21 protein-coding genes are annotated in these 22,042 nt (G+C 62.9%); 12 read left to right on the top strand and 9 right to left on the bottom strand.

Translation table 11 applies throughout. From position 1 onward, the window contains the following. Window positions 1-23: 23 nt before the first annotated feature. Window positions 24-773: an electron transfer flavoprotein subunit beta/FixA family protein gene (locus OU993_RS09925; protein WP_268156655.1), complete on the top strand. Its 750-nt coding sequence runs from the start codon at window positions 24-26 to the stop codon at window positions 771-773. Window positions 774-796: 23 nt separating this feature from the next. After that, window positions 797-1,726, top strand: a complete 930-nt coding sequence (locus OU993_RS09920; RefSeq protein ID WP_268156653.1) for an electron transfer flavoprotein subunit alpha/FixB family protein — start codon at window positions 797-799, stop codon at window positions 1,724-1,726. Window positions 1,727-1,813: 87 nt separating this feature from the next. On the opposite strand, the gene OU993_RS09915 is transcribed toward OU993_RS09920, so the two are convergent. Beyond that, on the bottom strand, window positions 1,814-4,279 hold the full coding sequence (locus OU993_RS09915; protein ID WP_268156652.1) for a methyl-accepting chemotaxis protein: 2,466 nt from the start codon (window positions 4,277-4,279) through the stop codon (window positions 1,814-1,816). A gap of 287 nt (window positions 4,280-4,566) precedes the next feature. Here OU993_RS09915 and OU993_RS09910 point away from each other — a divergent pair, with 287 nt between their 5' ends. Beyond that, window positions 4,567-5,439: a 3-hydroxybutyryl-CoA dehydrogenase gene (locus OU993_RS09910; RefSeq protein ID WP_268156651.1), complete on the top strand. Its 873-nt coding sequence runs from the start codon at window positions 4,567-4,569 to the stop codon at window positions 5,437-5,439. Window positions 5,440-5,466: 27 nt separating this feature from the next. Here the strand turns inward: OU993_RS09910 and tlpA are convergent, their stop codons facing one another. Continuing rightward, on the bottom strand, window positions 5,467-6,126 hold the full coding sequence (tlpA, locus tag OU993_RS09905) for a thiol:disulfide interchange protein TlpA (protein WP_268156648.1): 660 nt from the start codon (window positions 6,124-6,126) through the stop codon (window positions 5,467-5,469). Between the two features lie 24 nt (window positions 6,127-6,150). Between tlpA and argH the strand changes: the two genes are divergently transcribed. From argH to OU993_RS09885, 4 genes are all read left to right on the top strand, one after another. Further along, window positions 6,151-7,554 (top strand): argininosuccinate lyase, encoded by a 1,404-nt coding sequence (gene argH / locus OU993_RS09900; protein ID WP_268156646.1) that lies wholly within the window; start codon window positions 6,151-6,153, stop codon window positions 7,552-7,554. 107 nt (window positions 7,555-7,661) lie between these two features. Continuing rightward, entirely contained in the window at window positions 7,662-7,856 is a 195-nt protein-coding gene (lptM, locus tag OU993_RS09895) for an LPS translocon maturation chaperone LptM (protein ID WP_268156645.1), read from the top strand. A gap of 15 nt (window positions 7,857-7,871) precedes the next feature. Further along, window positions 7,872-9,140, top strand: coding sequence for a diaminopimelate decarboxylase (gene lysA, locus OU993_RS09890; RefSeq protein WP_268156644.1), 1,269 nt, complete (start codon window positions 7,872-7,874; stop codon window positions 9,138-9,140). Window positions 9,141-9,312: 172 nt separating this feature from the next. Next, on the top strand, window positions 9,313-12,027 hold the full coding sequence (locus OU993_RS09885) for a TIGR02302 family protein (protein ID WP_268156642.1): 2,715 nt from the start codon (window positions 9,313-9,315) through the stop codon (window positions 12,025-12,027). Between the two features lie 22 nt (window positions 12,028-12,049). Here OU993_RS09885 and OU993_RS09880 read toward each other — a convergent pair whose 3' ends face one another. The 3 genes from OU993_RS09880 to OU993_RS09870 form a co-directional block, all read right to left on the bottom strand. After that, the gene (locus OU993_RS09880; protein ID WP_268156640.1) at window positions 12,050-12,424 is read right to left on the bottom strand and encodes a response regulator; all 375 of its coding nucleotides are present in this window, start codon (window positions 12,422-12,424) and stop codon (window positions 12,050-12,052) included. A gap of 118 nt (window positions 12,425-12,542) precedes the next feature. Further along, entirely contained in the window at window positions 12,543-13,097 is a 555-nt protein-coding gene (gene hpt, locus OU993_RS09875) for a hypoxanthine phosphoribosyltransferase (protein WP_268156638.1), read from the bottom strand. Window positions 13,098-13,135: 38 nt separating this feature from the next. Continuing rightward, window positions 13,136-13,810 carry a hypothetical protein gene (locus OU993_RS09870; protein WP_268156636.1) on the bottom strand — a complete coding sequence of 225 codons (675 nt, stop codon included), beginning with the start codon at window positions 13,808-13,810 and terminating at the stop codon, window positions 13,136-13,138. Window positions 13,811-14,012: 202 nt separating this feature from the next. On the opposite strand from OU993_RS09870, the gene ftsE reads away from it, so the two are divergent. From ftsE to OU993_RS09850, 4 genes are all read left to right on the top strand, one after another. Then, complete coding sequence (gene ftsE, locus OU993_RS09865; protein WP_268156635.1) at window positions 14,013-14,672, top strand: cell division ATP-binding protein FtsE; 660 nt, start codon at window positions 14,013-14,015, stop codon at window positions 14,670-14,672. Next, the gene (locus OU993_RS09860; protein ID WP_268156634.1) at window positions 14,665-15,696 is read left to right on the top strand and encodes a cell division protein FtsX; all 1,032 of its coding nucleotides are present in this window, start codon (window positions 14,665-14,667) and stop codon (window positions 15,694-15,696) included. The genes ftsE and OU993_RS09860 overlap by 8 nt, the downstream gene beginning before the upstream one ends. Window positions 15,697-15,748: 52 nt before the next feature. Beyond that, window positions 15,749-16,486: a YdcF family protein gene (locus tag OU993_RS09855; RefSeq protein ID WP_442792895.1), complete on the top strand. Its 738-nt coding sequence runs from the start codon at window positions 15,749-15,751 to the stop codon at window positions 16,484-16,486. A 73-nt stretch (window positions 16,487-16,559) separates the two neighbouring features. Then, the gene (locus tag OU993_RS09850; protein WP_268156633.1) at window positions 16,560-17,366 is read left to right on the top strand and encodes a lysophospholipid acyltransferase family protein; all 807 of its coding nucleotides are present in this window, start codon (window positions 16,560-16,562) and stop codon (window positions 17,364-17,366) included. Here the strand turns inward: OU993_RS09850 and OU993_RS09845 are convergent. After that, entirely contained in the window at window positions 17,351-17,890 is a 540-nt protein-coding gene (locus tag OU993_RS09845; RefSeq protein ID WP_268156632.1) for a gamma-glutamylcyclotransferase, read from the bottom strand. The two genes, OU993_RS09850 and OU993_RS09845, sit on opposite strands and share 16 nt — an antisense overlap. Window positions 17,891-17,940: 50 nt before the next feature. Here OU993_RS09845 and OU993_RS09840 point away from each other — a divergent pair, with 50 nt between their 5' ends. Then, complete coding sequence (locus OU993_RS09840; RefSeq protein WP_268156630.1) at window positions 17,941-18,945, top strand: DUF2125 domain-containing protein; 1,005 nt, start codon at window positions 17,941-17,943, stop codon at window positions 18,943-18,945. 211 nt (window positions 18,946-19,156) lie between these two features. Here OU993_RS09840 and OU993_RS09835 read toward each other — a convergent pair whose 3' ends face one another. From OU993_RS09835 to OU993_RS09825, 3 genes are read right to left on the bottom strand one after another with little or no spacing between them, the layout of a single operon-like run. Beyond that, window positions 19,157-20,086: a prephenate/arogenate dehydrogenase family protein gene (locus tag OU993_RS09835; protein ID WP_268156628.1), complete on the bottom strand. Its 930-nt coding sequence runs from the start codon at window positions 20,084-20,086 to the stop codon at window positions 19,157-19,159. After that, complete coding sequence (gene hisC / locus OU993_RS09830; RefSeq protein WP_268156626.1) at window positions 20,083-21,189, bottom strand: histidinol-phosphate transaminase; 1,107 nt, start codon at window positions 21,187-21,189, stop codon at window positions 20,083-20,085. Before hisC ends, OU993_RS09835 begins: the two co-directional genes overlap by 4 nt. A gap of 33 nt (window positions 21,190-21,222) precedes the next feature. Continuing rightward, window positions 21,223-22,005 carry a class I SAM-dependent methyltransferase gene (locus OU993_RS09825; RefSeq protein WP_268156625.1) on the bottom strand — a complete coding sequence of 261 codons (783 nt, stop codon included), beginning with the start codon at window positions 22,003-22,005 and terminating at the stop codon, window positions 21,223-21,225. Window positions 22,006-22,042 lie beyond the last annotated feature (37 nt).

Below are 22,042 nucleotides of genomic sequence, written 5' to 3'. Positions count from 1 at the left end.
GGTTTTATCTGAGGAAGGAAGTCATGAAGATCCTGGTGCCTGTGAAGCGGGTTGTCGACTACAACGTGAAGATCCGCGTGAAGGCGGACGGAACCGGCGTCGAGCTGGCCAACGTGAAGATGTCGATGAACCCGTTCGACGAGATCTCCGTGGAGGAGGCCCTGCGGCTGAAGGAAGCTGGCAAGGCGGAAGAAATCGTCGTGGTCTCGATCGGCCCGGCCAAGGCGGAAGAAACGATCCGCACGGCGCTCGCCATGGGTGCAGACCGCGGCATTCTGATCGAGACGGACGAAACGGTCGAGCCGCTGGCTGTCGCCAAGCTGTTGAAGGGTGTGGTCGAGGCGGAAAATCCCGGTCTCGTCATTCTCGGCAAGCAGGCGATCGACGATGATTCGAACCAGACCGGCCAGATGCTGGCAGCGCTCCTGAAATGGGGCCAGGCAACGTTTGCCTCGAAGGTCGAGCTTTCTGCCGACAGCGCCAAGGTCACCCGCGAAGTCGATGGCGGCCTGCAGACGATCGAGGTCAAGCTTCCGGCGATCGTCACGACCGACCTGCGCTTGAACGAGCCGCGTTACGCTTCGCTGCCGAACATCATGAAGGCCAAGAAGAAGCCGCTCGACAAAAAGGCGCCTGCCGATTTCGGCGTCGATCTCGCACCGCGCCTGAAGGTCCTGAAGACGGAAGAGCCCGGCGGCCGCAAGGCCGGCATCAAGGTCAAGAGCGTCGCCGAGCTGGTCGAAAAGCTCAAGGTCGAAGCAGGCGTCCTCTAAGGAACGGATAAGGAGATACGAACATGGCTATTCTTCTTCTCGCAGAACATGACGGCGCAAGCCTTTCCGATCAGACCGCCAAGGCGCTGACGGCCGCTGCCAAGATCGGCGGCGACGTGCATGTGCTGGTGGCTGGCGCCGGCGCACAGGCCGCAGCCGACGCCGCGGCAAAGCTCTCTGGTGTGTCGAAGGTGCTGCTCGCCGATGATGCGGGCCTCGCCAACAATCTTGCCGAGCCGCTCGCCGATCTCATCGTGTCGCTGTCCGGTGCCTATGACGTCATCATCGCCGCCGCCACCGCCTCGGCCAAGAATGTCATGCCGCGCGTGGCAGCCCTGCTCGACGTGATGCAGGTTTCGGAAATCATCGACGTGATCTCCGCAGACACTTTCAAGCGCCCGATCTATGCCGGCAACGCCATCCAGACGGTGCAGTCGACCGATGCCAAGAAGGTCATCACCGTTCGTTCGGCCGCCTTCTCTGCCGCTGGCGAAGGCGGTTCGGCCGCCGTCGAGACGATCTCGGCCGCCGCAAATCCCGGCCTGTCCACCTTTGTCGAAGACGCGCTGTCCTCCTCCGACCGGCCGGAACTCACCTCCGCGAAGATCATCGTTTCGGGTGGTCGTGCGCTCGGTTCGTCGGAAAAGTTCCAGGAGGTCATCCTGCCGCTCGCCGACAAGCTGGGTGCCGCCGTCGGTGCCTCGCGCGCTGCCGTCGATGCGGGTTATGCACCGAACGACTGGCAGGTCGGCCAGACCGGCAAGGTGGTTGCTCCGGATCTCTACATCGCCTGCGGCATTTCCGGTGCCATCCAGCACCTCGCCGGCATGAAGGATTCCAAGGTGATCGTCGCCATCAACAAGGACGAAGAAGCCCCGATCTTCCAGGTCGCGGATTACGGCCTCGTCGGCGATCTGTTCCAGATCATCCCGGAACTTGAAAAGGCGCTCTGAGCCTTACGACAAAGTCCGTCGACGCCATACAAGGAAGGCCGTGTCCGACGTCGGACACGGCCTTTTCGTTTGAAACATCGGGAAAGATCAGAACTCTTCCCAGTTCTGATCGCCGGTCTTGGCCGGCGCTCCGCCCGCGGCGGACTGGATGCCCTGCGCCACCTTGTTCAGAAGGTTTCTGGCAGGCGAACTGATCTGGCGGCTGCTCGCATCCGCCGGCTTGATCCGCGGCTTGGTCGATGAAGGCACGACTGCCGGTCGTGCCGGAACCGAAACCGGAAGCGGCAGATCCATCAGCGGCCGGCCCGCGGAAGGCCTCGGCTGATCCTCCGAAAGATGGAACCGCGACACGAGACCGGACAATTCCTGCGCATCCTGCGTCAGCCGGGCCATGTCGTTGTTGGTCCGTTCGGCCATCTGCGAATTCTGCTGGGTCGTATTCTCCATCTGGCGAATGGCGGTGGAGATCTCCCGCACGCTTTCCGTCTGTTCGCCTGCCGCCTCGGCAATCGATCCGATGCGTTCGTTGATGCGCGAAACCTGCGTCGCGATCTCGTCAAGCGCGCTGCCGGTATCCTGCACCAGATGGACGCCGGTCTTGACCGCATCCCCGGACTTGCCGATCAGTTCCTTGATCTCGCGCGCCGCCTGGGCGGAGCGTTGTGCAAGTTCGCGGACTTCCTGTGCCACGACGGCAAAACCCTTGCCAGCCTCGCCGGCGCGTGCGGCCTCGACGCCGGCATTCAGCGCCAGCAGGTTGGTCTGGAAGGCGATTTCGTCGATCACGTTGATGATCTGCGAGATTTCCTTGGACGCCGCTTCGATCCGGCTCATGGCATCGACGGCGGAGCTGACGATCTCGCCGGACTTGTCGGTCGATTGTTTGGCTTCGGCCACCATCTTGCGGGCATCGGCGGCGCGCTCGGTCGACAGACGGATCGCCTCGAGGATCTGCGAGATGACGGCCGAGGTTTCCTCGATCGCCGCCGCCTGCTGTTCGGAACGCCGCGACAGGTCGTCGGTGGCCGCCACCATGCCGGCTGCGGTACCGTTGATCGAGGCCGTATTGTTGGAGACCTGCTGAAGCGTGCTCGAAAGATTGCGGATCGACTGGTTGAAGTCGGTTCGAAGGCGGTCGAGACCTTCCATGAAGGGCGTATCGATGGTCGTCGCCAGGTCGCCGGAGGCCAGTCGCTGCAGGCCTGCCCCCAGGATCTCCACGGTCTGCTGGAGGCGAGCGGTCTCCTCGGCACGGGCACGGTCACGGGCCAGGCGTTCTTCCTCGGACAACTGCCGATCCCGCTCCGCCTGACTCTGCATATGCATCTTCTCAACCGCCGCATCCCGGAAGACGGCAACGGAACGGACCATGTCGCCGATTTCGTCGGACCGTGTTTCGCCTTTCAGCGCGATGGAGGTATCGCCACCGGCAAGCTTCGTCATGGCGTCGACCAGATCACGGATCGGCCGGGAGATGCTGCGGGACACGAGCACCGCCGCGATGATGGCCAAGACCAGAATACCGATCGCCATGATCAGGATGGTGTTGCGCATGCTGATGAGGCTGGACAGCGCCTCGTCCTCTGCCATCACGGCAAGCACGGCCCATTTGTGCCCGCCAAAGGCAAGCGGCGTGGCGGCAGCATAATTCACCCGGTCGCGATAACCGGTCAGCGTATCGGTCACCTTCTGGCCGCCGATGGCATTGGCCACCATCGGGGAGTCGATCTTGCCCAGCAGCGCGTCGTTGTCGCCCGTCAGCGCCGAATCCGTCACGATGACGCCGGCTTCATTAACGAGCAGGGTCTCGCCGGTCTGGCCAAGGCCGGTCCGGTTGGCGAACATTGCGTTGAGGCGCGTCGCCGGAATGCCCGCCACGATGACGCCGACCTTGATATCGTTCATGAACAGCGGCAGGGCGAGGAAGGTGGTGGCCTGCTTTTGTGGCCCATAAAGCACGTAATCGGAAAAGGCGTATTGTTCGCGATCCTCGGTTTCCGCCACCGCCCGGAAGGCCTTTGCCAGCGCCGTATCCTTGAGTTCCGGATCGGCAATATTGGCGGCATACTCCGCATTCTTCTGGACCGTATACATGATCGTGCCCTTCGCATCGATCAGGTAGAGGTCGGAATATCCGTAGCGCTTCAGCGAGGCGTAAAGCGCCGGGTGATAAAGGGCGTGGTTGCTGTCATAGGTATCGACACGCGCCGTATCGAGTTCAGCGCGTTTGCCCGCCGGGTTCGGATTGTTGGTGATGTAGCGGTCGGTCAGCGTCTCGCGCGGCTTCTCACCCAGGTAACGCCAGTCACGGCGGAACTTGTGCAGCGCCTCGCCTGTCGTTGCAACACCTGCCAGCGAGCGAAGATTGGTCAGCATATTGGCGAAATAGAGTTCGGCCTCGTTGCGCCGTCCGTCCGCCGTCGCCTCCAGCTTTTCCATCGCCTGGGCCTTCACCACCCGCGAACTCTCGAACAGGCCGGCAAAACTTGCTGCACCAATGGAACAGATCACAACCAGTGTGACAAAAACTGGAAGTTTTCTTGCAATCCGCATCGCGTGTCTTCCCTCGCCAATCGCCGTCATTCAGCAGGAAATCCGGCCATTCTCACAGGATAGACTATGGATGAATCGCTTAAGATCTGCCTAAATTATGCGACATCACCTGCCGAAAAGAGATGCAGGCATCCGCGCCGCTGCCTTTGAAACGGCGGCGGGGGCTGGAAAATCCCGCGCTGCGGCATTATCACAGCTGTGGACGTGCGGGACCCTGTCCGGGCGCGCGCCGGGCTGGGACAACAATCGCTGCAGCCGCAATACCTCTTGATGAGAAACGGGGCGTCATGATCACGAATGTCGGAATAGTGGGAGCAGGTCAGATGGGCTGCGGTATCGCGCATGTCAGCGCGTTGGCCGGCTACAAGGTGACGATCTACGACCTGTCCAGCGAACGGATCGAGGCGGGTCTTGCCACCATCAACGGCAACCTCGCCCGTCAGGTCTCCAATGGCAAGATGAGCGACGAGGACCGAAAGGCAGCCCTTTCGCGCATCAGCGGCACGGTCGATTACCATGATCTCGCGCCTGTCGATCTTCTCATCGAAGCAGCGACGGAAGACGAAAGCGTCAAACGCAAGATCTTTGGCCAGATCTGCCCGGTGCTGAAGCCGGAAGCCATTCTTGCGACCAACACGTCTTCCCTCTCGATCACGCGCCTTGCCGCCAGCACCGACCGGCCGGAACAGTTCATGGGCATTCATTTCATGAACCCGGTTCCGGTGATGAAGCTCGTGGAACTGGTGCGCGGCATTGCGACCGGCGAACAGACTTTCCGCGCCGCCAAGGAGTTCGCCGCCTCGCTCGACAAGACGGTCACCGTCGCGGAGGATTTCCCCGCCTTCATCGTCAACCGCATCCTGCTGCCGATGATCAACGAAGCGATCTACACGCTGTATGAAGGCGTGGGCTCGGTCGAGGCCATCGACACCGCCATGAAGCTCGGCGCCAACCATCCGATGGGACCGCTGCAGCTTGCCGATTTCATCGGTCTGGATACCTGCCTGTCAATCATGCAGGTGCTGCATGACGGGCTGGCCGACAGCAAATACCGCCCCTGCCCGCTGCTGGTGAAATATGTCGAGGCTGGCTGGCTCGGCCGCAAATCCGGCCGCGGCTTCTACGACTATCGCGGCGAAGTGCCGGTTCCGACCCGTTGAGACACAGATCGACCGGGTTTCAGTGCTTCAAAGCGCCGAGACCCGATCGATCAGGGTCTTTGCCTGTTCGCCATCCCAGGCGGCCGGGCCGTTCATCGAGCCGATCAGGCAGCCCTGGCGGTTGATGACGAGCGTCACCGGCAGGCCGAAGGCAAGCCCCTCCTTCTTGAGCGTGTTGAACACACCCATCGAACTGTCGCGGTAATAGGCGAGCTGGTGCACCCCGGTTTCTTCCAGGAAGGCCTTCGGTTTGTCGTCGCCGCCGGTATCGATATTGACGGCCACCACCTCGAAACGATCGCTGCCCTTGGCGGCCTGCAGGTTGTTGAGCGCCGGCATCTCCTCGCGGCAGGGGCCGCACCAGGTGGCCCAGAGGTTCAAAAGCACCGTCTTGCCCTCGAAATCCGAAAGCGTCAGCGTCCCGCCATCCGGCCCCTTGAAGGTCAGCGCCTGCAGCCGGCGCGGCGCGTCGGTTCCCGACAGCGCGGCAATATCGCCCTTGGCAAGCTCGGAGACGGTCTTTGCCTGCTGAACGGCACCTTCGCACTGCGTTTCAGCCGTTTCAGTGGCATTGCCAGACAGGGTCGGCTTCACGTATACCGCCACGGCACCGGCAATGATGCCGGCGACGGCAGCAATCAGGATCAGGCGGGCGGACGGCAGACCCATGGGTCTCTTGTTCGGCATTTCAAAACTCCAGGACGGATACTCATGGCAGACGGCACGAAGGACCAGGCTTCCTCCAACCAGATGTGGGGCGGGCGCTTTGCCTCGGGACCGGACGCCATCATGGAGGAGATAAATGCCTCCATCGGCTTCGACAAGAAGCTCTACGCCCAAGATATCCGCGGCTCAATCGCGCATGCCACCATGCTGGCGAAACAGGGCATCATTTCCGCCGAAGATAAAGACAAGATTGTCGACGGCCTGAACACGATCCTGTCAGAGATCCAGGAAGGCCGTTTCGAGTTCTCCCGCAAGCTCGAAGACATCCACATGAACATCGAGGCGCGGCTGGCCAAGCTGATCGGCCCCGCCGCTGGCCGCCTGCACACCGCCCGCTCGCGCAATGACCAGGTGGCGCTCGATTTCCGTCTCTGGGTCAAGGAAGAGCTGTCCAAGACCGAAGCCATGCTGAGCGACCTGATCGCCGCCCTGCTCGACAAGGCGGAAGAACATGCCGATACGGTGATGCCGGGCTTCACTCATCTGCAGACCGCCCAGCCGGTCACCTTCGGCCACCACTGCATGGCCTATGTCGAAATGTTCGGCCGGGATCGCGCCCGCGTTCGCCATGCGATCGACCATCTGGACGAAAGCCCGATCGGCGCTGCCGCCCTTGCCGGCACCGGTTTTGCGATCGACCGCCACATGACGGCGGAAGCGCTCGGGTTCCGCGAGCCGACCCGCAATTCCATCGACACGGTCTCCGATCGCGATTTCGCGCTGGAATTCCTGTCGGTCGCCGCGATCTGCGCCGTGCACCTGTCGCGGTTTGCCGAAGAGATCGTCATCTGGTCGACGCCGCAATTCGGTTTCATTCGCCTGTCGGATGCGTTTTCGACCGGCTCTTCCATCATGCCGCAGAAAAAGAACCCGGATGCCGCCGAACTGGTGCGCGCCAAGACCGGCCGCATCAACGGGTCGCTGGTTGCGCTTCTGACCGTGATGAAGGGCCTGCCGCTCGCCTATTCCAAGGACATGCAGGAAGACAAGGAACAGGTCTTCGATGCCGCCGAGAACCTGGAACTGGCGCTTGCCGCCATGGCCGGCATGGTGCGCGACATGACGGTGCGTTCTGACCGCATGCGCGCGGCAGCCGGCTCCGGTTATTCGACCGCCACCGATCTCGCCGACTGGCTGGTGCGCGAGGCCGGGCTTCCCTTCCGCGACGCCCACCATGTGACCGGCCGGGCCGTTGCCATGGCGGAAGACAAGGCCTGCGATCTCGCAGACCTGTCGCTTTCCGACCTGCAGTCGATCCATGCCGCGATCACCGACAAGGTCTTCGACGTTCTCTCCGTCGATGCCTCTGTTGCCAGCCGCACGAGCTTTGGCGGCACGGCCCCATCGGAGGTGCGCAAGCAGATCGCCTGGTGGCGCTCGCGCAACTGATCCATCACGAGAATTGACTGCACAAGCGGGCTGAACTTCGCTAAGAACAGGCAGCCCTCTTGCTGACAAAGGCCCGCTGGCAAGGGCCATCCGATAAAGGAAGAAGAATGTCGACCCTGCGCAACACTGCCCGCATCGTCATCGTGCTCTGCATTGCCGGCATCGCCGTCACCGGCTGTGGCCGCAAAGGGTCGCTCGACAAACCGAGCACGCCGGTTGACCAGCAGAACGTGCGCAAGACGCCGGGCCAGAAGAACCAGCCGGTCGCAGAGCGCCCCTTCCTCCTCGATCCGCTTCTCTAAGCCGAGCACGCCCCCGTGAACCATTTCCAGTATATTGACGGCGTGCTGCACGCTGAAAACGTCGCCATTCCCGAAATTGCCAAGGCAGTCGGAACGCCTTTCTACTGTTATTCCACTGCCACGCTGGAGCGGCACTACCGCGTCTTCTCGGAAGCCTTCGCCGATGTCGACGCCATGGTCTGTTACGCCATGAAGGCGAATTCCAACCAGGCGGTGCTGAAGACCCTCGGTCGTCTTGGGGCGGGCGTGGACGTGGTCTCGGGTGGCGAGTTGCGCCGGGCACTCTCCGCCGGCATTCCGGCAAACCGCATCATGTTCTCCGGCGTCGGCAAGACACCGGCGGAAATGGATCTGGCGCTCGAAGCCGGCATCTACTGCTTCAACGTCGAATCCGAGCCGGAACTGGAAATCCTGAACCTTCGCGCCGTGAAGATGGGCAAGAAGGCGCATGTCTCCTTCCGCATCAACCCGGATGTCGATGCGCGCACCCATGCGAAGATCTCGACCGGCAAGAAGGAAAACAAGTTCGGCATTTCCTACGAGCGCGCGCGTGCGGTCTACGCCCATGCCGCGACACTTCCCGGCATCCACGTCAGCGGCATCGACATGCATATCGGCAGCCAGATCGTCGAACTGCAGCCCTTCGAGGATGCCTTCCGCCTGCTGCGCGAACTGGTGGAAACCCTGCGCGGCGATGGCCACACCATCGAACATGTCGATATCGGCGGCGGCCTCGGCATCCCGTACAAGGATGACAACACACCTCCGCCGCTCCCCGATGCCTATGCCGACATCGTCAAGGCGCAGCTCAGAAGCCTCAACTGCAAGATCGTCACCGAACCGGGACGGCTGATCGTCGGCAATGCCGGCATCCTGGTGACCGAAGTCATCTTCGTGAAGGACGCCGGCGAAAAGACCTTCGTCATCGTCGACGGCGCCATGAACGACCTCATCCGCCCGACGCTCTACGAAGCCTACCATGCGATCCGCCCCGTCCTGATCCCGGCACCGGATGCACCGCGCATCAAGGCCGACGTCGTTGGTCCCGTCTGCGAGACCGGCGATTACCTGGCGCTTGACCGCGAAATGGCCCGGCCGGCGGCGGGAGACCTGTTTGCCGTCGCCTCCGCCGGGGCCTATGGCGCCGTTCAGGCCGGCACCTACAATTCGCGTCTGCTGATTCCCGAAGTGCTGGTGAAGGGCGATGAATTCCACGTCATCCGTCCGCGCACGACCTATGAGGAGCTGATCGGGCTCGATTCCATCCCCGATTGGCTGGCCTGACCTGGTCTTGCCGGCACATTAGCATTCACATTTCAGCGAAACGGCGAGAAAGCAGGGGCAAAATCGGCCCATGCCCTCGTCTTCGCCACAAACACTGGTATCCTGTGACGTGTCGGTTCGCGCGAAGCGACATCGACCCCGGTTGACGCCGCCACCACAGGAGACGGACCGCATGAGCCTCATTCGCAAGGGCGCCTTCGACGCGCATCCCGCTTTAGCGCGTCGCGTTGCGCTCAAACGATCGCTCGCACGTTTCGTCCTGTTCCTGGAGCGGCTCGCGCCTCTGCTTTTGGCACCCCTCGCCGTCATAGCTTTGTTTCTCGCCACCGCCTGGTTCGGCCTCTTCCGGCAGATGCCGGACCTGATGCGCTGGGTTGCCTTCGGCCTCTTTGTTTTTGCCTTCCTCACATCGATCCTGCCGCTTGGGCGTCTGCGTTGGCCGACGCCGCCGGAAGCGGACCGCCTGCTGGAAGAACGCAACAACCTGCCGCACCAGCCGGTGGCGGTGCAGGAAGAAGAACCCGCCTTCGATTCGCCCATCGCCCGAGCGCTCTGGAAGGAACACCAACTGCGCATGGCGCGGCGCATCGCAGCGCTCGATGCCGGTCTTCCGCAGCCCGATATCGCCCGCCATGACCGGTTTGCCCTCCGCGCCGTGCCGGCCCTGCTGCTGGCGGCGGCCTTCGGTTTTTCCTATTCCAATGGCGGCGGCAGCCCCTCGGACGTCCTGCAGCCCTCGGCACCGGCGGCACGCATCAACCCGGATCTGCGCGTCGATGCTTGGCTGACACCGCCGCCCTATACCGCCCGCGCGCCGATCTTCCTGACCGGCCGCGAAGCGCCGGTCACCGGCGGGGTGCAGATCCCGCAGTTTTCAGAGCTCACCATCCGCGTCACCGGCGGTGAAGGTGACGAAGCGGTGACCTTCGCGCCTCTGGAAGGCGGGCCGGCGACCACTCTTTCGCCGGAAGAGGCCCGCGTGGCAAACGCCGCCTCCGGCAGCCAGGCAGCTGGCGGACAGTCCGCCGCGAACAAACCTGCCGCAACGCAGGTAACCGTGCGCCCGGAAGGCCAGCCCCTGCCACCGCGCACCTACAAGATGAAGGTTAACGACAGCGGTGACCTGACCGTCAACGGCCAGCAATGGATGTTCGACGTCATTCCCGATCGGGCACCGGAAATCGCCTTCGACAAACAACCGCGCCGCGCCGTGAACGGAGCGCTCGAAATCGGCTTTACGGGCCGGGACGATTACGGCATCCAGCGTGCCTTCGCGCTGATCGAGCCGGCGGACAAACAGGCGGAAGGCGCAACGCCGCTTTATCCGCTTCCCGAGTACAAGCTGGACCTGCCGCGGCAGAATGCCCGCGAGGTGAAAGGGCTCACCAGCCGCAACCTCACCGAACATCCGCTGTCCGGTAAGCGCGTCAAGATCACGCTGGTGGCGACCGATGGCGCCGGCCAGGAGGGCCGCAGCCAGCCGCTGGAGATGGTGCTGCCCGCACGCCGTTTTGTGGAACCGCTCGCCGCCTCGGTTGCCGAGCAGCGCCAGGTCTTCGCGCTCGACACGCGCCAGATGCCGCGCGCGGTGGCGCTCAACGAAGCGCTCGCCATCCGTCCGGACGAAACCATCCCGAACCTCAGCCACTTCCTGCTGATCCGCTCGGCGCTGGAGCGCATGAAGCTTGCCCGCAACGAGGAGCAACTGAAGGATACCGCCGATTACCTCTGGGAGATCGCGCTCGGCATCGAGGATGGCGGGCTGTCGCTTGCCGAACGTCGCCTGCGCGATGCGCAGGAGGCACTGTCGGAAGCGCTGGAAAATGGCGCCTCGGACGAGGAAATCGCCAAGCTGATGCAGGAACTGCGCGAAGCGATGCAGAACTTCATGTCGGAACTGGCCCAGCGCATGCAGAACATGCCGCAGTCCCAACAGAATGCGCAGGCCCAGAACGTCATCCGCCAGCGCGACCTGCAGAACATGATGGACCAGATCGAAAACCTCGCCCGGTCCGGCAATCGCGACGCCGCCCAGCAGATGCTGTCCGAACTGCAGCGCATGATGAACAACCTGCAGGCCGGCCGCATGCAGCGTCCCCAGCAGGGCCAGCAGCAGAACAGCCAGATGCGCCAGCAGATCGACAAGCTCGGCGAGATCATGCAGGAACAGCAGCGGCTGATGGACCAGACCTTCCAGCTGAACCAGGCGTTGCGTGACCGTATGCAGCGCGGCAACCCCAACCAACCCTATAATCAGGGCCAGCAGCAACAGGGTCAACAGCAGCCGGGCCAGCAAGGCCAGCAGCAGCAGGGACAGCAAGGTCAACAGGGTCAGCAGGGACAGACCCCGACCGACCAGATGACCGCCGAACAGCTGCGTGAGGCGCTGAAGAATCTGCGCGCCCAGCAGGAAGGTCTCGGCAAGAAGCTGCAGGAACTGCAGCAGGGCCTCAAGGATCTCGGCATGGAGCCCGGCCAGGGTTTTGGCGAGGCCGGTCGCGAGATGGGCAATGCCGGAGAGGCGCTCGGCCAGGGCCAGGGCGATCAGGCTGTCGAAGGCCAGGGCAATGCACTGAATGCGCTCCGCCAGGGGGCCCAGAACATGATGCAGCAGATGATGCAGGCCATGCAGCAGGGCCAGGGCCAGCAGCCGGGACAAGGTCCTGGTCAGGGCATGGCAAGCGAGGGTGGCCAGAACGGGCGCGATCCGCTTGGCCGTCCGCGCGCGACATCAGGGCCGGAATTCGGCGATCAGGTGAAGGTGCCGGACGAGATCGACGTGCAACGCGCCCGCGAGATCCTGGAAGCAATCCGTGAAAAACTCGGCAATGCACTGTCGGGAGAAGCAGAGCGGCGTTATCTCGAACGCCTGCTCGATATCCGGTAATCCGGATGAAGCGAAGGCCGCGTCAGGCGGCCTTCGGGGCCGCCGTCAGAGCCTGGGCCACGGCCCGGCGGATATCCGGAAGCGCAAATGGCTTGTCCACCACATCGATGATCTTCGCCATCAGGTCGTCGGCGCGTTCGCGCTGCTCGGCATAACCGGTCATCAGCAGGATTTTCAGACCCGGAAACTGCGCAGCCGCCCGGTGGGCGAGCTCGATGCCGTCCATCACCGGCATGCGGATATCGGAAAGAAGAAGGTCGAAACGGTCTTCCTCAAGCAGCTGCAGGCCCTCGGCCCCATCCGCCGCCTCGTGTGTTTCATGGCCATCCAGGCGCAGAGCCCGCGCCACGAATGAGCGCAGCGAATCTTCGTCCTCGGTGATCAGGATCTTGGCCATGGTGAATCGGTACTCCGTGCATCAAATCGGGAACCAACTGACCAGTATTTCCTTTGCGAGGAGTAAACATTTGCCGGGACGGGGCTGGCATGGTTAACACCCCGTCACCGGATTCCGATTATGATTCAGATTGGACATCACCCGTGACGACGCCAACAAAGGGCAGCTCGCGGAAGGCGTAGGCCACATCCATGCCGTAACCGACAACGAAATAGTCCGGGCATTCGAACCCGACATAATCGGCTTCCAGCTCTTCCTTGCGCTTGACGCTCTTGTCGAGCAGCACCGCGAGCGTCACATGGCGGGCGCCACGCTCATAGAGCAGTTCCTTGGCGAATTTCAGCGTGCGGCCGGATTCCAGGATGTCGTCGATCAAGAGAACGTCGCGGTCCTTGACGGAGGAATCGATGTCCTTGACGATCCGGACCCCCTGCGACACCGTGCCGGCGCCATAACTGGAGAGCGTGATGAACTCCACTTCCGGCGCAAGCCCCGTCTCATGCAAGGCGCGCAGCAGATCGGCCGCAAAGATGAACGAACCTTTCAGCACGGCAATCACCAGCAGGTCCTTCGTCGGACCGGCGGCGATCTGTTCGGCGAGAGTGCGGTTGCGCTCGGCAATCTGTTCGGCGGTGAATAGCGGCTCGATGATCTTGCCGCGCACGATGGGCATGGGCGTCTCCAATGTCTTGAAGACCCGCGATAGCACAATCAGGAGGCTGTGGCACCCGTCTCGGCAAACGAAAGGCGAAGCTGTGGATTCTTGCCGCCCGGATGCGGGATTTTGGCGGTAAAGCCCCGGCTGTGATCACGCGCCAGATCGTTCATCGGAAGGGCGATCAGCGTCGATGCGACCGGCTTGCCGTCCACCAGGATGTCGGCGCGGATCGGCGGAACCTCGACGCGGGAACCCGCCCGGTTCTCGACAATGCCGTTGATGACGAGGACGCGCAGTCCATCGGCATCCTGCGGGGTGAGCGTCACGTGGGTAATGTCCAACCCGGCCGCCTGCGCGGGATCTCCGCCAGCACCGGCAACAAGCGAAAATCCGCCGGCAAGGCCAAATACAACGATGAAGACGAAAGCCACGAGCGCGGAAAAGAAATCCGCCGACATGCGCATCAGCATCGCCTCGAAACGTGCGATGATCCGCTGTGTCATCGACGCCGGCGCATCTGCCACCCTCATCGCCGGGCGCGGCGCCCTCTGCCGATTGTCGTTCTGGAAACGTGGCGCCCTGCCATCCTCGCTGAGGGTCACGAAATGGGCATCTTCCACATCGTGTTTTGCCGTCACACGGTTGGGACGGCTGGATCCGATCGCCTCCGGCGGCAGAATGTCGTAAGCGGTGGCGTTATCCCGGCGGCGCGAGCGGAAGGCGTGCATGGATCTTCTCCCCTCCCCCGCTGTGGCACCACAGGAATCGGGGGCATTGCAACGAATCCCGCTCAGTCGTAAATTTAATTGGTTAATGCTTCGCAAATCCGGCCCGGAAACCGCCTGCTTTCCGGGGGATGATTCAGCTTCCGTCAACCCTTGCCGTTTACCAACGGTCGCAGAATGACCACCCAAAGAACTGGACGACGCGTTGATCCACTTTGAAAATGTCGGCTTGCGATACGGGATGGGGCCCGAGATCCTGCGCGACCTCACCTTCGACATCCCGAGGCGATCCTTCCAGTTTCTGACCGGTCCCTCCGGTGCGGGCAAGACGACGTTGCTGCGCCTTCTCTTCATGTCGCTGCAGCCGACGCGCGGCCTGATCCGCATGTTTGATCGCGACCTGTCGCAGATCCCGCGCGCGGAGCTGCCCATGTTGCGCCGGCGCGTCGGCATCGTCTTCCAGGATTTCCGGCTGCTGGACCATTTGACGACCTACGAGAATGTCGCCCTTCCGCTGCGCGTGCGCGGCAAGGAGGAATCCACCTATCGCAACGATGTCATCGAACTCTTGAAATGGGTCGGGCTTGGCGAGCGCATCAACGTGCTGCCGGCAGTGTTGTCCGGCGGCGAAAAACAGCGCGCCGCGATCGCCCGAGCTTTGATGGACCGGCCGGAGATCCTGCTCGCCGACGAACCGACGGGCAATGTCGATCCGCCGATGGCACGGCGTCTCCTGAACCTCTTTATGGAACTCAACCGGCTGGGCACGGCCGTCGTGATCGCCACGCATGATCTCGGCCTGATGGACCAGATCGATGCAAGGCGCATGATCCTCACCGATGGGCGGCTCGACATCTATGAATGAGATCAGCCGCCCCCGCCCCACGCAGAAACAGAACAAGGACCAGGCACCGGCCGCACAGCCCAAGCGCGCCGAAATGCGCGTGCGGCCGATGGGCCCGATCCTGCCGCCTTCCAACATTCAGGGCAATGCGCTGATGGTGGTCATCGCCATCATGTCCTTCCTCGCCTGCCTCACGCTCGGTGCCGTCAGCATGGTGCGTTCGACGGCGTCGAGCTGGGAAAGCCAGATCTCGCGCGAAATCACCATCCAGATCAAACCGCAGGACGGTCTCGACATGGAGGCGGCGCTGACCAAGGCCCGTGATCTGGCGCTGACCTTCGTCGGCACGAAGGACGGCAAGATCATGGATGACGCGGCCACCGCACGCCTCCTCGAACCCTGGCTCGGCGCAGGGCTTGACCTGAAGGAACTGCCGGTTCCCCGTCTCGTGATCATCACGATTGACGAGGACAATCCGCCGGATTTTGCCGGCATGCGCGATCTGTTGCGCAACGAAGTGCCGCAGGCCTTTCTGGACGACCACCGCACCTGGGTCGATCGCCTCGTCTCCATGGCGCGCACGACCGTGCTCATAGGAACGGGCGTGTTGGTGCTCGTCTTCACCGCCATGATCCTGACCGTCGTATTCGCGACGCGCGGCGCGCTTTCCGGTAACCGCCATATCGTGGAGGTGCTGCATTTTGTCGGCGCCGAAAGCGGTTTTGTCGCCACCGAATTTCAGAAGCATTTCCTGAAGATCAGCCTGAAGGGCTCCGCTGCCGGCGGCGTTCTGGCAGCCCTTCTGTTTGCCACGGCCAATCTGTGGCAGAGCCGCTCGCTCGCGACGCCGGAAAGCGACCAGGCAACGGCGCTCTTCGGCACTTTCACCATCGGCTTTTCCGGTTATCTCGGCATTCTCGCCACAATGATCGTAATTGCCTTGCTGACGACACTGACGGCTCGATTCACGGTGATGCGCACCATCGACGAGATCGATCTGATCCGCTCGGACCCTGCGCGCTCCGACGGCTTGCCGTCTTCATGATCAGGTCTCCGCTCTGTTCTCTGGAGCGGATTGGGTATAAGGACTTTTGGCCATGACCCTTGGCCAGACGATGCAGACCAATGGTGCTCAAGAGGAGCCGCCGCCGCGCAGATGGAGCAATCTGTTCCGTCGCAGCGGGCCGATCCGCCGTACCCTGCGTTATGTCGGCATTCTGGTCCTGCTTCTGGCGGCCACCTCCGTCGGCGGTTTCCTCTGGTTTGCCGATACGGTGACATCGCTGAGAGCCCCTGACGGCGTCAAGGCCGACGCGATCGTCGTGTTGACCGGCGGTTACCAGCGGATCGACCAGGCACTTGGCCTCTTGCGCGACGGGGCCGGGCGGCGTCTGCTCATATCGGGTGCTCATCCGTCCGCTTCGCCCAACCAGATCCGCCGCACCACGCAAGGTTCCGAGGATCTCTTCAAGTGCTGCGTGGACGTCGGGTATGCGGCGATCGACACGATCGGCAACGCCAACGAGATCACCCGCTGGATCTCCGACCATCATTACCGGGCGGTGCTGGTGGTCACCTCAAACTATCACATGCCCCGCAGCCTGCTGGAACTGCGCCGCCTCGACCGCGGCACTGAATTCATCCCCTATCCGGTCGTCAACTCGGATCTGACCCGCAAGGCCTGGTTCACCGAGCCGGATGTCCTGCGGACCATGCTCTCCGAATACGTCAAGATGGCCGCTGCCAGCCTGCGCTGGGTGGCCGGCATGCCGCAAGGAACCGGGCTTCGCACCGAGGAGGAGATCGAGAAGGAAAGCGTAAAGCCACGCCACTGACGCCCCCAGTGCTTCCGTCTTCCAGCGCGATGGTGTAGGGACCGCGTGCACCCGCAATTTCTGGATCTCCTTCATGCTGATGCTGCGTTCGACCCTTTTCAACGTCGCCTTTTATGCCAACCTCATCCTGCGCATGATCGTGCTGACCCCGGTCTATTTCCTGCTTCCGCGCAAGAAGGCGTTCCGCATCCCGAAGGACTGGGCGCGCTCGAACCACTGGCTGATGGAAAAGATCGTCGGCACCACCTTCGAAATCGAGGGGCTGGAGAACATCCCGAAAACCGGCTGCATCTTTGCGCCGAAACACCAGTCGTTCTGGGATACCTATGCGCTGCTGCCGTGGATGGATGACCCGGTCTACATCCTGAAGCGCGAACTGACCTGGATTCCGCTGTTCGGCTGGTATGTCATGAAACAGCGGATGATCCCGGTCGATCGCGGCGCCCGCGGCAAGGTGATGCTGGAAGTCATGCGCCGCACCAAGATCGAGATGGAGGCCGGGCGCCAGCTGATCATCTATCCGGAGGGCACCCGCCGCCCGCCGGGCGCCGAGCCCGCCTACCGTTATGGTATTGCCCGCATCTACCGCGACATGGACGTGCCGGTCGTGCCGATTGCCCTGCATCCCGGCCTCTTCTGGCCGCGCCGCAGCACCATGCGCTATCCCGGCCACTTCAAGGTGCGCATCCTGCCGCCGATTGCGCCCGGCATGGATCCGGACGCCTTTTTTGCCCATCTCGTCGAGACTCTGGAAAAGGCAAGCGACGATCTGTTGCTGGAAAACGTTGCCACCAATCCCGACCTGCCGTTGCCGCCGACCGCTGCCAAGCGGATTGCGGAACTGAAGGCCGAGCGCGCCAAGGCTCAGGCGACCGCCTGACCCTGCAACGAGGCGACCGTCCGCGCCACCCCTTCCAGCCAGGCATCGCGAATGCCCATCTCGTTCATGTGAGCAACAGTGTTGGCCACATAGGCATGGTTGGGTCCTGACTGTCCGGCAGAGACATGCACGATGCGCGCTGCCTCCTCCACATCGAGCGCGCCGGCATATTGCGGATGTGCCCGGTCTACCACATAACCCAGGGCCTTCACCTGGCGACCGTCTTCCAGCGCCACCGGGAGATGCCGCTCAAGATAGACATGCGTCACGAGTTCCCGTTTGCGCAGGTAATCGATCACCGCCTCACGATCCGGCGGCGCGACACGGAAGGCGACCCCGCGGCAGGAGCCGCCACGATCAAGCCCGAGCACAAGGCCGGGGCGATCCGGTGTGCCCCGGTGAACGAAGGAGCGAACGCACAGCGCCCGCCGATAACCGAATGCCCGCGCCTGCATCCTTGCATCAAAGGCAAAACCCGGATTCCACATCAGGGAACCGTAGCCAAACACCCAAAATTCGTCCATATCCCACGCCACACCGCATGCAATTCGAACGAGCACCATTGGAGAAGATCATGGCAGCGTCAAGCCGAAGCGGCATCAGCGGCAAGATTTGGGGGCTTGCGGCAGCGATCATCCTCGTCATCGCCGTCTACACGGCGGGCTGGTTTTATGCCGCATCGCTGCTCAAGGAAAAAACCCTGGCGATTCTGGGCGAACAGCAGCGCAGCGGCGTGACCGCCGAATGCAGCGATGCGGATTACCGCGGTTTCCCCTTCCGGATCGGTCTCTTCTGCTCGAAGGTCGCGATCGATGACCGCGACAACGGCGTCGCCGTGACCTTCGGCGCGCTCCGCTCGGCTGCTCAGGTCTACGAACCGAGCCATATCGTCTGGGAGTTGGACGGCCCGGCCGAGACCCGCACCAGCCATGGCTTCACCGCCTCCTCGCAATGGCAGACCCTGCAGTCAAGCCTCGTCACCACGCTTGGCGGCGTCGAGCGCAGTTCCACCGTGATCAAGGGGCTGCAAACAAACATCGTCTCCACCCAGACACAGCAGACCATCAATCTGGCGGTCGCCGATACGCAAGCGCATCTCAGGCAGAACGGCGCCGATCTCGACGCGGCCATCACGCTGAAGGATACGGCGCTGACCGCCGCCGGCCTGCCGCAGGCCCTGCCGAAATTCACGGCCGTCGCCGACGTGACGCTGGCCGGCAAGGCGGCGATGCTGGCCGGGCAGGACAGCGGCAAGGGTCTTTATGGAACGCAGGGCGAGATGCGCCAGGTCGGCATCGACCTCGGCAATGGCCAGCTTCTCTCGGTCAGCGGACCATTTTCGATCGACGAACAAGGCCGGATTTCCGGCAAGCTGAAGCTTCGGGTGGACAAGATCGCCGCCTGGCGCGATCAGTTGAAGGCAAACCTGCCGCAGGCCGCCCCCACCATCGACACGGCCTCCAAGATGCTGTCGGCGCTGACCGGCGGCGGCGACAGCGCCAGCCTGGATCTGACGCTGAACCGCGGCAAGGTGCTCGTCGGCGGCTTTATCGCGATCGGCGAGATCCCGCCGATCTAAAGCCAAACTTGAGAGCATCTCACGTTTCCGGCAAAAGCCCTTCCCCAAAGGTGTAAGAGGCTATCGTATATGGGAGAAAACCCCCTCTGGCTGCCGCCATCTCCCCCACGAGGGGGGAGACCCTTCGCGGCACCCGCCCGGGCTTCAATCGGCTTCGGCGGGTCGGCTGGGTTAAAGCCCTCCCCCTTGTTGGGAGGGGTCTTGCGTCAAATCAGCTCTTCGGGTCCAGAGCGTGGCGGCCGAAGTCGGGTGCGTCCACGTCCTGGCCGGCCTGCACGATCGAGCGGCGAATGGTGCGGGTGCGCGAAAACAGCTCGAACAACTTGTCGCCCTCGCCCCAGCGGATCGCCCGCTGCAGATAGGCCAGATCTTCCGAAAAACGCGCCAGCATTTCCAGGATCGCATCCTTGTTGTGCAGGCACACATCCCGCCACATGGTGGGGTCGGATGCGGCAAGGCGGGTGAAATCGCGGAAACCGGAGGCGGAATATTTGATGACTTCCGATTCCGTCACCGTCTCCAGGTCATCGGCCGTGCCGACGATGTTGTAGGCGATGATATGCGGCAGGTGCGAGACGATCGCCAGCACCTTGTCGTGATGCTGCGGGTCCATCTCGTCCACCCGCGAACCGAGCGCAATCCAGAAATCCTTGAGCTTTTCCAGTGCCGTGGCGTCGGTCTCCGGCAGCGGCGTGAAGATGCACCAGCGGCCCTTGAAGAGACCGGCAAAACCGGCGTCCGGGCCGGACTTTTCCGTGCCCGCCAGCGGATGGCCGGGGATGAAGTGAACGCCCTGCGGCACATGCGGTGCCATCTGCGCGATCACGGACGCCTTGGTCGATCCGACATCGGTCAGGATCGCGCCGGGCTTCAGGTTCGGCGCAATCTGCTCCGCCACTGCGCCGGACGAACCGACCGGGACCGAAACGATGACGAGATCGGCATCCTTCACCGCCTCGGCGGCAGACGTCTCGTACCGGTCACCAAGCGCCAGTTCTTCGGCGCGCTTCAGGGTCGCTTCGCTACGCGTCGAAATCACCACCTCGCGGGCAAGGCCAAGTTCCTTGATATCGCGCGCGATGGACGAGCCGATCAGGCCGATGCCGATCAGCGTGATGCGGTCGAACAGAATACCCGTCATGCCTTGCCCATAAACTCGCCGAGAGCCTCGATGACGCCGCGATTGGCCTCTTCCGGGCCAACCGTCATGCGCAGCGCGTTCGGGAAACCATAACCCTTTACCGCCCGCAGGATATAACCGCGGCTCGTCAGGAACTCATCTGCCTCGGGCGCCCGCTTGCCATCGACATCCAGGAAATGGATGAGCAGGAAATTGGTGACGGACGGCGTGACCTTGAGGCCGAGCGTCGTGAAGGCATGCGTCAGCTTGTCGAGCCACAGCGTGTTGTACTCGATGGCCTTGCCGATAAACTCCTGGTCGCGGATCGCCGCGGCACCGGCGGCAATGGCAGGCGCATTCAGGTTGAACGGGCCACGCACACGGTTCAGCGCGTCGAGGATATCGGCCGGGCCGTACATCCAGCCGATGCGCAGGGCCGCAAGTCCATAAACCTTGGAGAAGGTGCGGGTCATCACGACATTCTGGGCGGAGGACACGAGTTCGATGCCGGACTCGTAGTCGTTCTCGCGCACATATTCGGCATAAGCCGCGTCGAGCACCAGGATGACGTTCTTCGGCAGGCCGGCATGCAGGCGGCGCACTTCGGCGGCAGGCACATAGGTGCCGGTCGGATTGCCCGGATTGGCGATGAAGACCATTTTCGTCTTCGGCGTGACTGCCGCCAGGATCGCATCGACATTGACCCGGCATTCGGTTTCCTTGACCGTCACCGGGGTCGCGCCCGCGCCCATGATCTGGATCTTGTAGACGAGGAAACCGTGCTCGGTGATGATCGCCTCATCGCCGGCGCCGAGATAGACGTGGCACAGCAGGCCGAGCAGTTCGTCGGAGCCGTTGCCGCACAGGATGTTGGCGGCATTCAGCCGATGGGTTTCGGCGATTGCGGCGCGCAGCTCGTGAGCCTGGCCGTCTGGGTAGATTTCCAGGTGCCCGGCAGACTGGCGGAAGGCATCGAGCGCCTTGGGGCTGGCACCGAGCGGCGTTTCGTTGGACGAGAGCTTGAAGACGCGCGCGACACCCGGCGCATGTTCCTTGCCCGGCACATAAGCGGCGATATCCATGATTCCGGGGCGGGGAACGGGCTTCAGCTGTGCGTTGTCCATGGGAAAGACCTTCGAAAAAGATGATCCTTCGCCTTAATCCCGCACACCGCTTTTGTCGAGCAGGAAGAAGGGATCGGCTTTCGTTCTCGTGGTCGGCACCCCTTGTGCGCCGAGTACCGGCACAAAGACGCGGCGCGAGGCGCGTGCCGCCACGGGCAGCCCCTGATAGAGCCGTTTCTGCGCCTCCAGCACCAGCACACCGCAGAAGGCGGGCCACAGCCTGCGTCCGACCCGCTCGAAGCCGTGACGCAGCTTCAGCACGGCCCTCAGCTTCGACGGCGGAAAGAAGAGCGCTTCCGCACTGGCGGCGGGTGTAAAATTGGTTTCCCGCAGGAGATTGGTCAGCTGCCGGCGGGAATAGGGCCGGCCAGACCCGAAGGGCGTATGTTCCATGCGGGCCCATACGCCCCGCCGGTTCGGCACGACGATGATCAGTCGGCCGCCCGGCGCCAGCACACGCCACAATTCCTTCAGCGTCTCGCGCGGGTTTTCGGCAAATTCCAGCGAATGCACCATCAGCACGCGGTCGATGGAACTGTCCGGCAGCGGCAGTTCCTCCTCGAAGACCAGCGCGGTGGAGGACAGTTCCCCGACCGGCCAGTTCACCGCCCCCTGCCCCGCCGGCATAAAAGCGAAGGTGCGTTCGGTGTCCGCGCGAAAGCGGTCAAGATAAGGAACGGCATAACCGAGCCCCACCAGACGCTCCTCCGGCAGGCGCGTCCACAGCGACGACAGCGCCATGGCGATCGAATGCTCGGCAAAGCGGCCCAGTTGCGAGTGGTAGAATTCGCGGAGATCGACGATATCGGCGTGCATGCCGCAAACCTAGCAAAGGGTGGTTGGACTTCAAGTC

The organism is Rhizobium sp. SL86 (genome assembly GCF_026672545.1).
GTDB lineage: Bacteria > Pseudomonadota > Alphaproteobacteria > Rhizobiales > Rhizobiaceae > Neorhizobium.
The sequence above is the reverse complement of the archived record's forward strand: the minus strand, read 5'-3'. Positions and strand labels throughout refer to the sequence as shown.

Coding starts and splice junctions, on each gene's coding strand:
- OU993_RS09925 (WP_268156655.1), top strand. CDS start 24: ATGAAGATCCTGGTGCCTGTGAAGCGGGTTGTCGACTACAACGTGAAG.
- OU993_RS09920 (WP_268156653.1), top strand. CDS start 797: ATGGCTATTCTTCTTCTCGCAGAACATGACGGCGCAAGCCTTTCCGAT.
- OU993_RS09915 (WP_268156652.1), bottom strand. CDS start 4,279: ATGCGGATTGCAAGAAAACTTCCAGTTTTTGTCACACTGGTTGTGATC.
- OU993_RS09910 (WP_268156651.1), top strand. CDS start 4,567: ATGATCACGAATGTCGGAATAGTGGGAGCAGGTCAGATGGGCTGCGGT.
- tlpA (WP_268156648.1), bottom strand. CDS start 6,126: ATGCCGAACAAGAGACCCATGGGTCTGCCGTCCGCCCGCCTGATCCTG.
- argH (WP_268156646.1), top strand. CDS start 6,151: ATGGCAGACGGCACGAAGGACCAGGCTTCCTCCAACCAGATGTGGGGC.
- lptM (WP_268156645.1), top strand. CDS start 7,662: ATGTCGACCCTGCGCAACACTGCCCGCATCGTCATCGTGCTCTGCATT.
- OU993_RS09885 (WP_268156642.1), top strand. CDS start 9,313: ATGAGCCTCATTCGCAAGGGCGCCTTCGACGCGCATCCCGCTTTAGCG.
- OU993_RS09880 (WP_268156640.1), bottom strand. CDS start 12,424: ATGGCCAAGATCCTGATCACCGAGGACGAAGATTCGCTGCGCTCATTC.
- hpt (WP_268156638.1), bottom strand. CDS start 13,097: ATGCCCATCGTGCGCGGCAAGATCATCGAGCCGCTATTCACCGCCGAA.
- OU993_RS09870 (WP_268156636.1), bottom strand. CDS start 13,810: ATGCACGCCTTCCGCTCGCGCCGCCGGGATAACGCCACCGCTTACGAC.
- OU993_RS09860 (WP_268156634.1), top strand. CDS start 14,665: ATGAATGAGATCAGCCGCCCCCGCCCCACGCAGAAACAGAACAAGGAC.
- OU993_RS09855 (WP_442792895.1), top strand. CDS start 15,749: ATGACCCTTGGCCAGACGATGCAGACCAATGGTGCTCAAGAGGAGCCG.
- OU993_RS09850 (WP_268156633.1), top strand. CDS start 16,560: ATGCTGATGCTGCGTTCGACCCTTTTCAACGTCGCCTTTTATGCCAAC.
- OU993_RS09845 (WP_268156632.1), bottom strand. CDS start 17,890: ATGGACGAATTTTGGGTGTTTGGCTACGGTTCCCTGATGTGGAATCCG.
- OU993_RS09840 (WP_268156630.1), top strand. CDS start 17,941: ATGGCAGCGTCAAGCCGAAGCGGCATCAGCGGCAAGATTTGGGGGCTT.
- OU993_RS09835 (WP_268156628.1), bottom strand. CDS start 20,086: ATGACGGGTATTCTGTTCGACCGCATCACGCTGATCGGCATCGGCCTG.
- hisC (WP_268156626.1), bottom strand. CDS start 21,189: ATGGACAACGCACAGCTGAAGCCCGTTCCCCGCCCCGGAATCATGGAT.
- OU993_RS09825 (WP_268156625.1), bottom strand. CDS start 22,005: ATGCACGCCGATATCGTCGATCTCCGCGAATTCTACCACTCGCAACTG.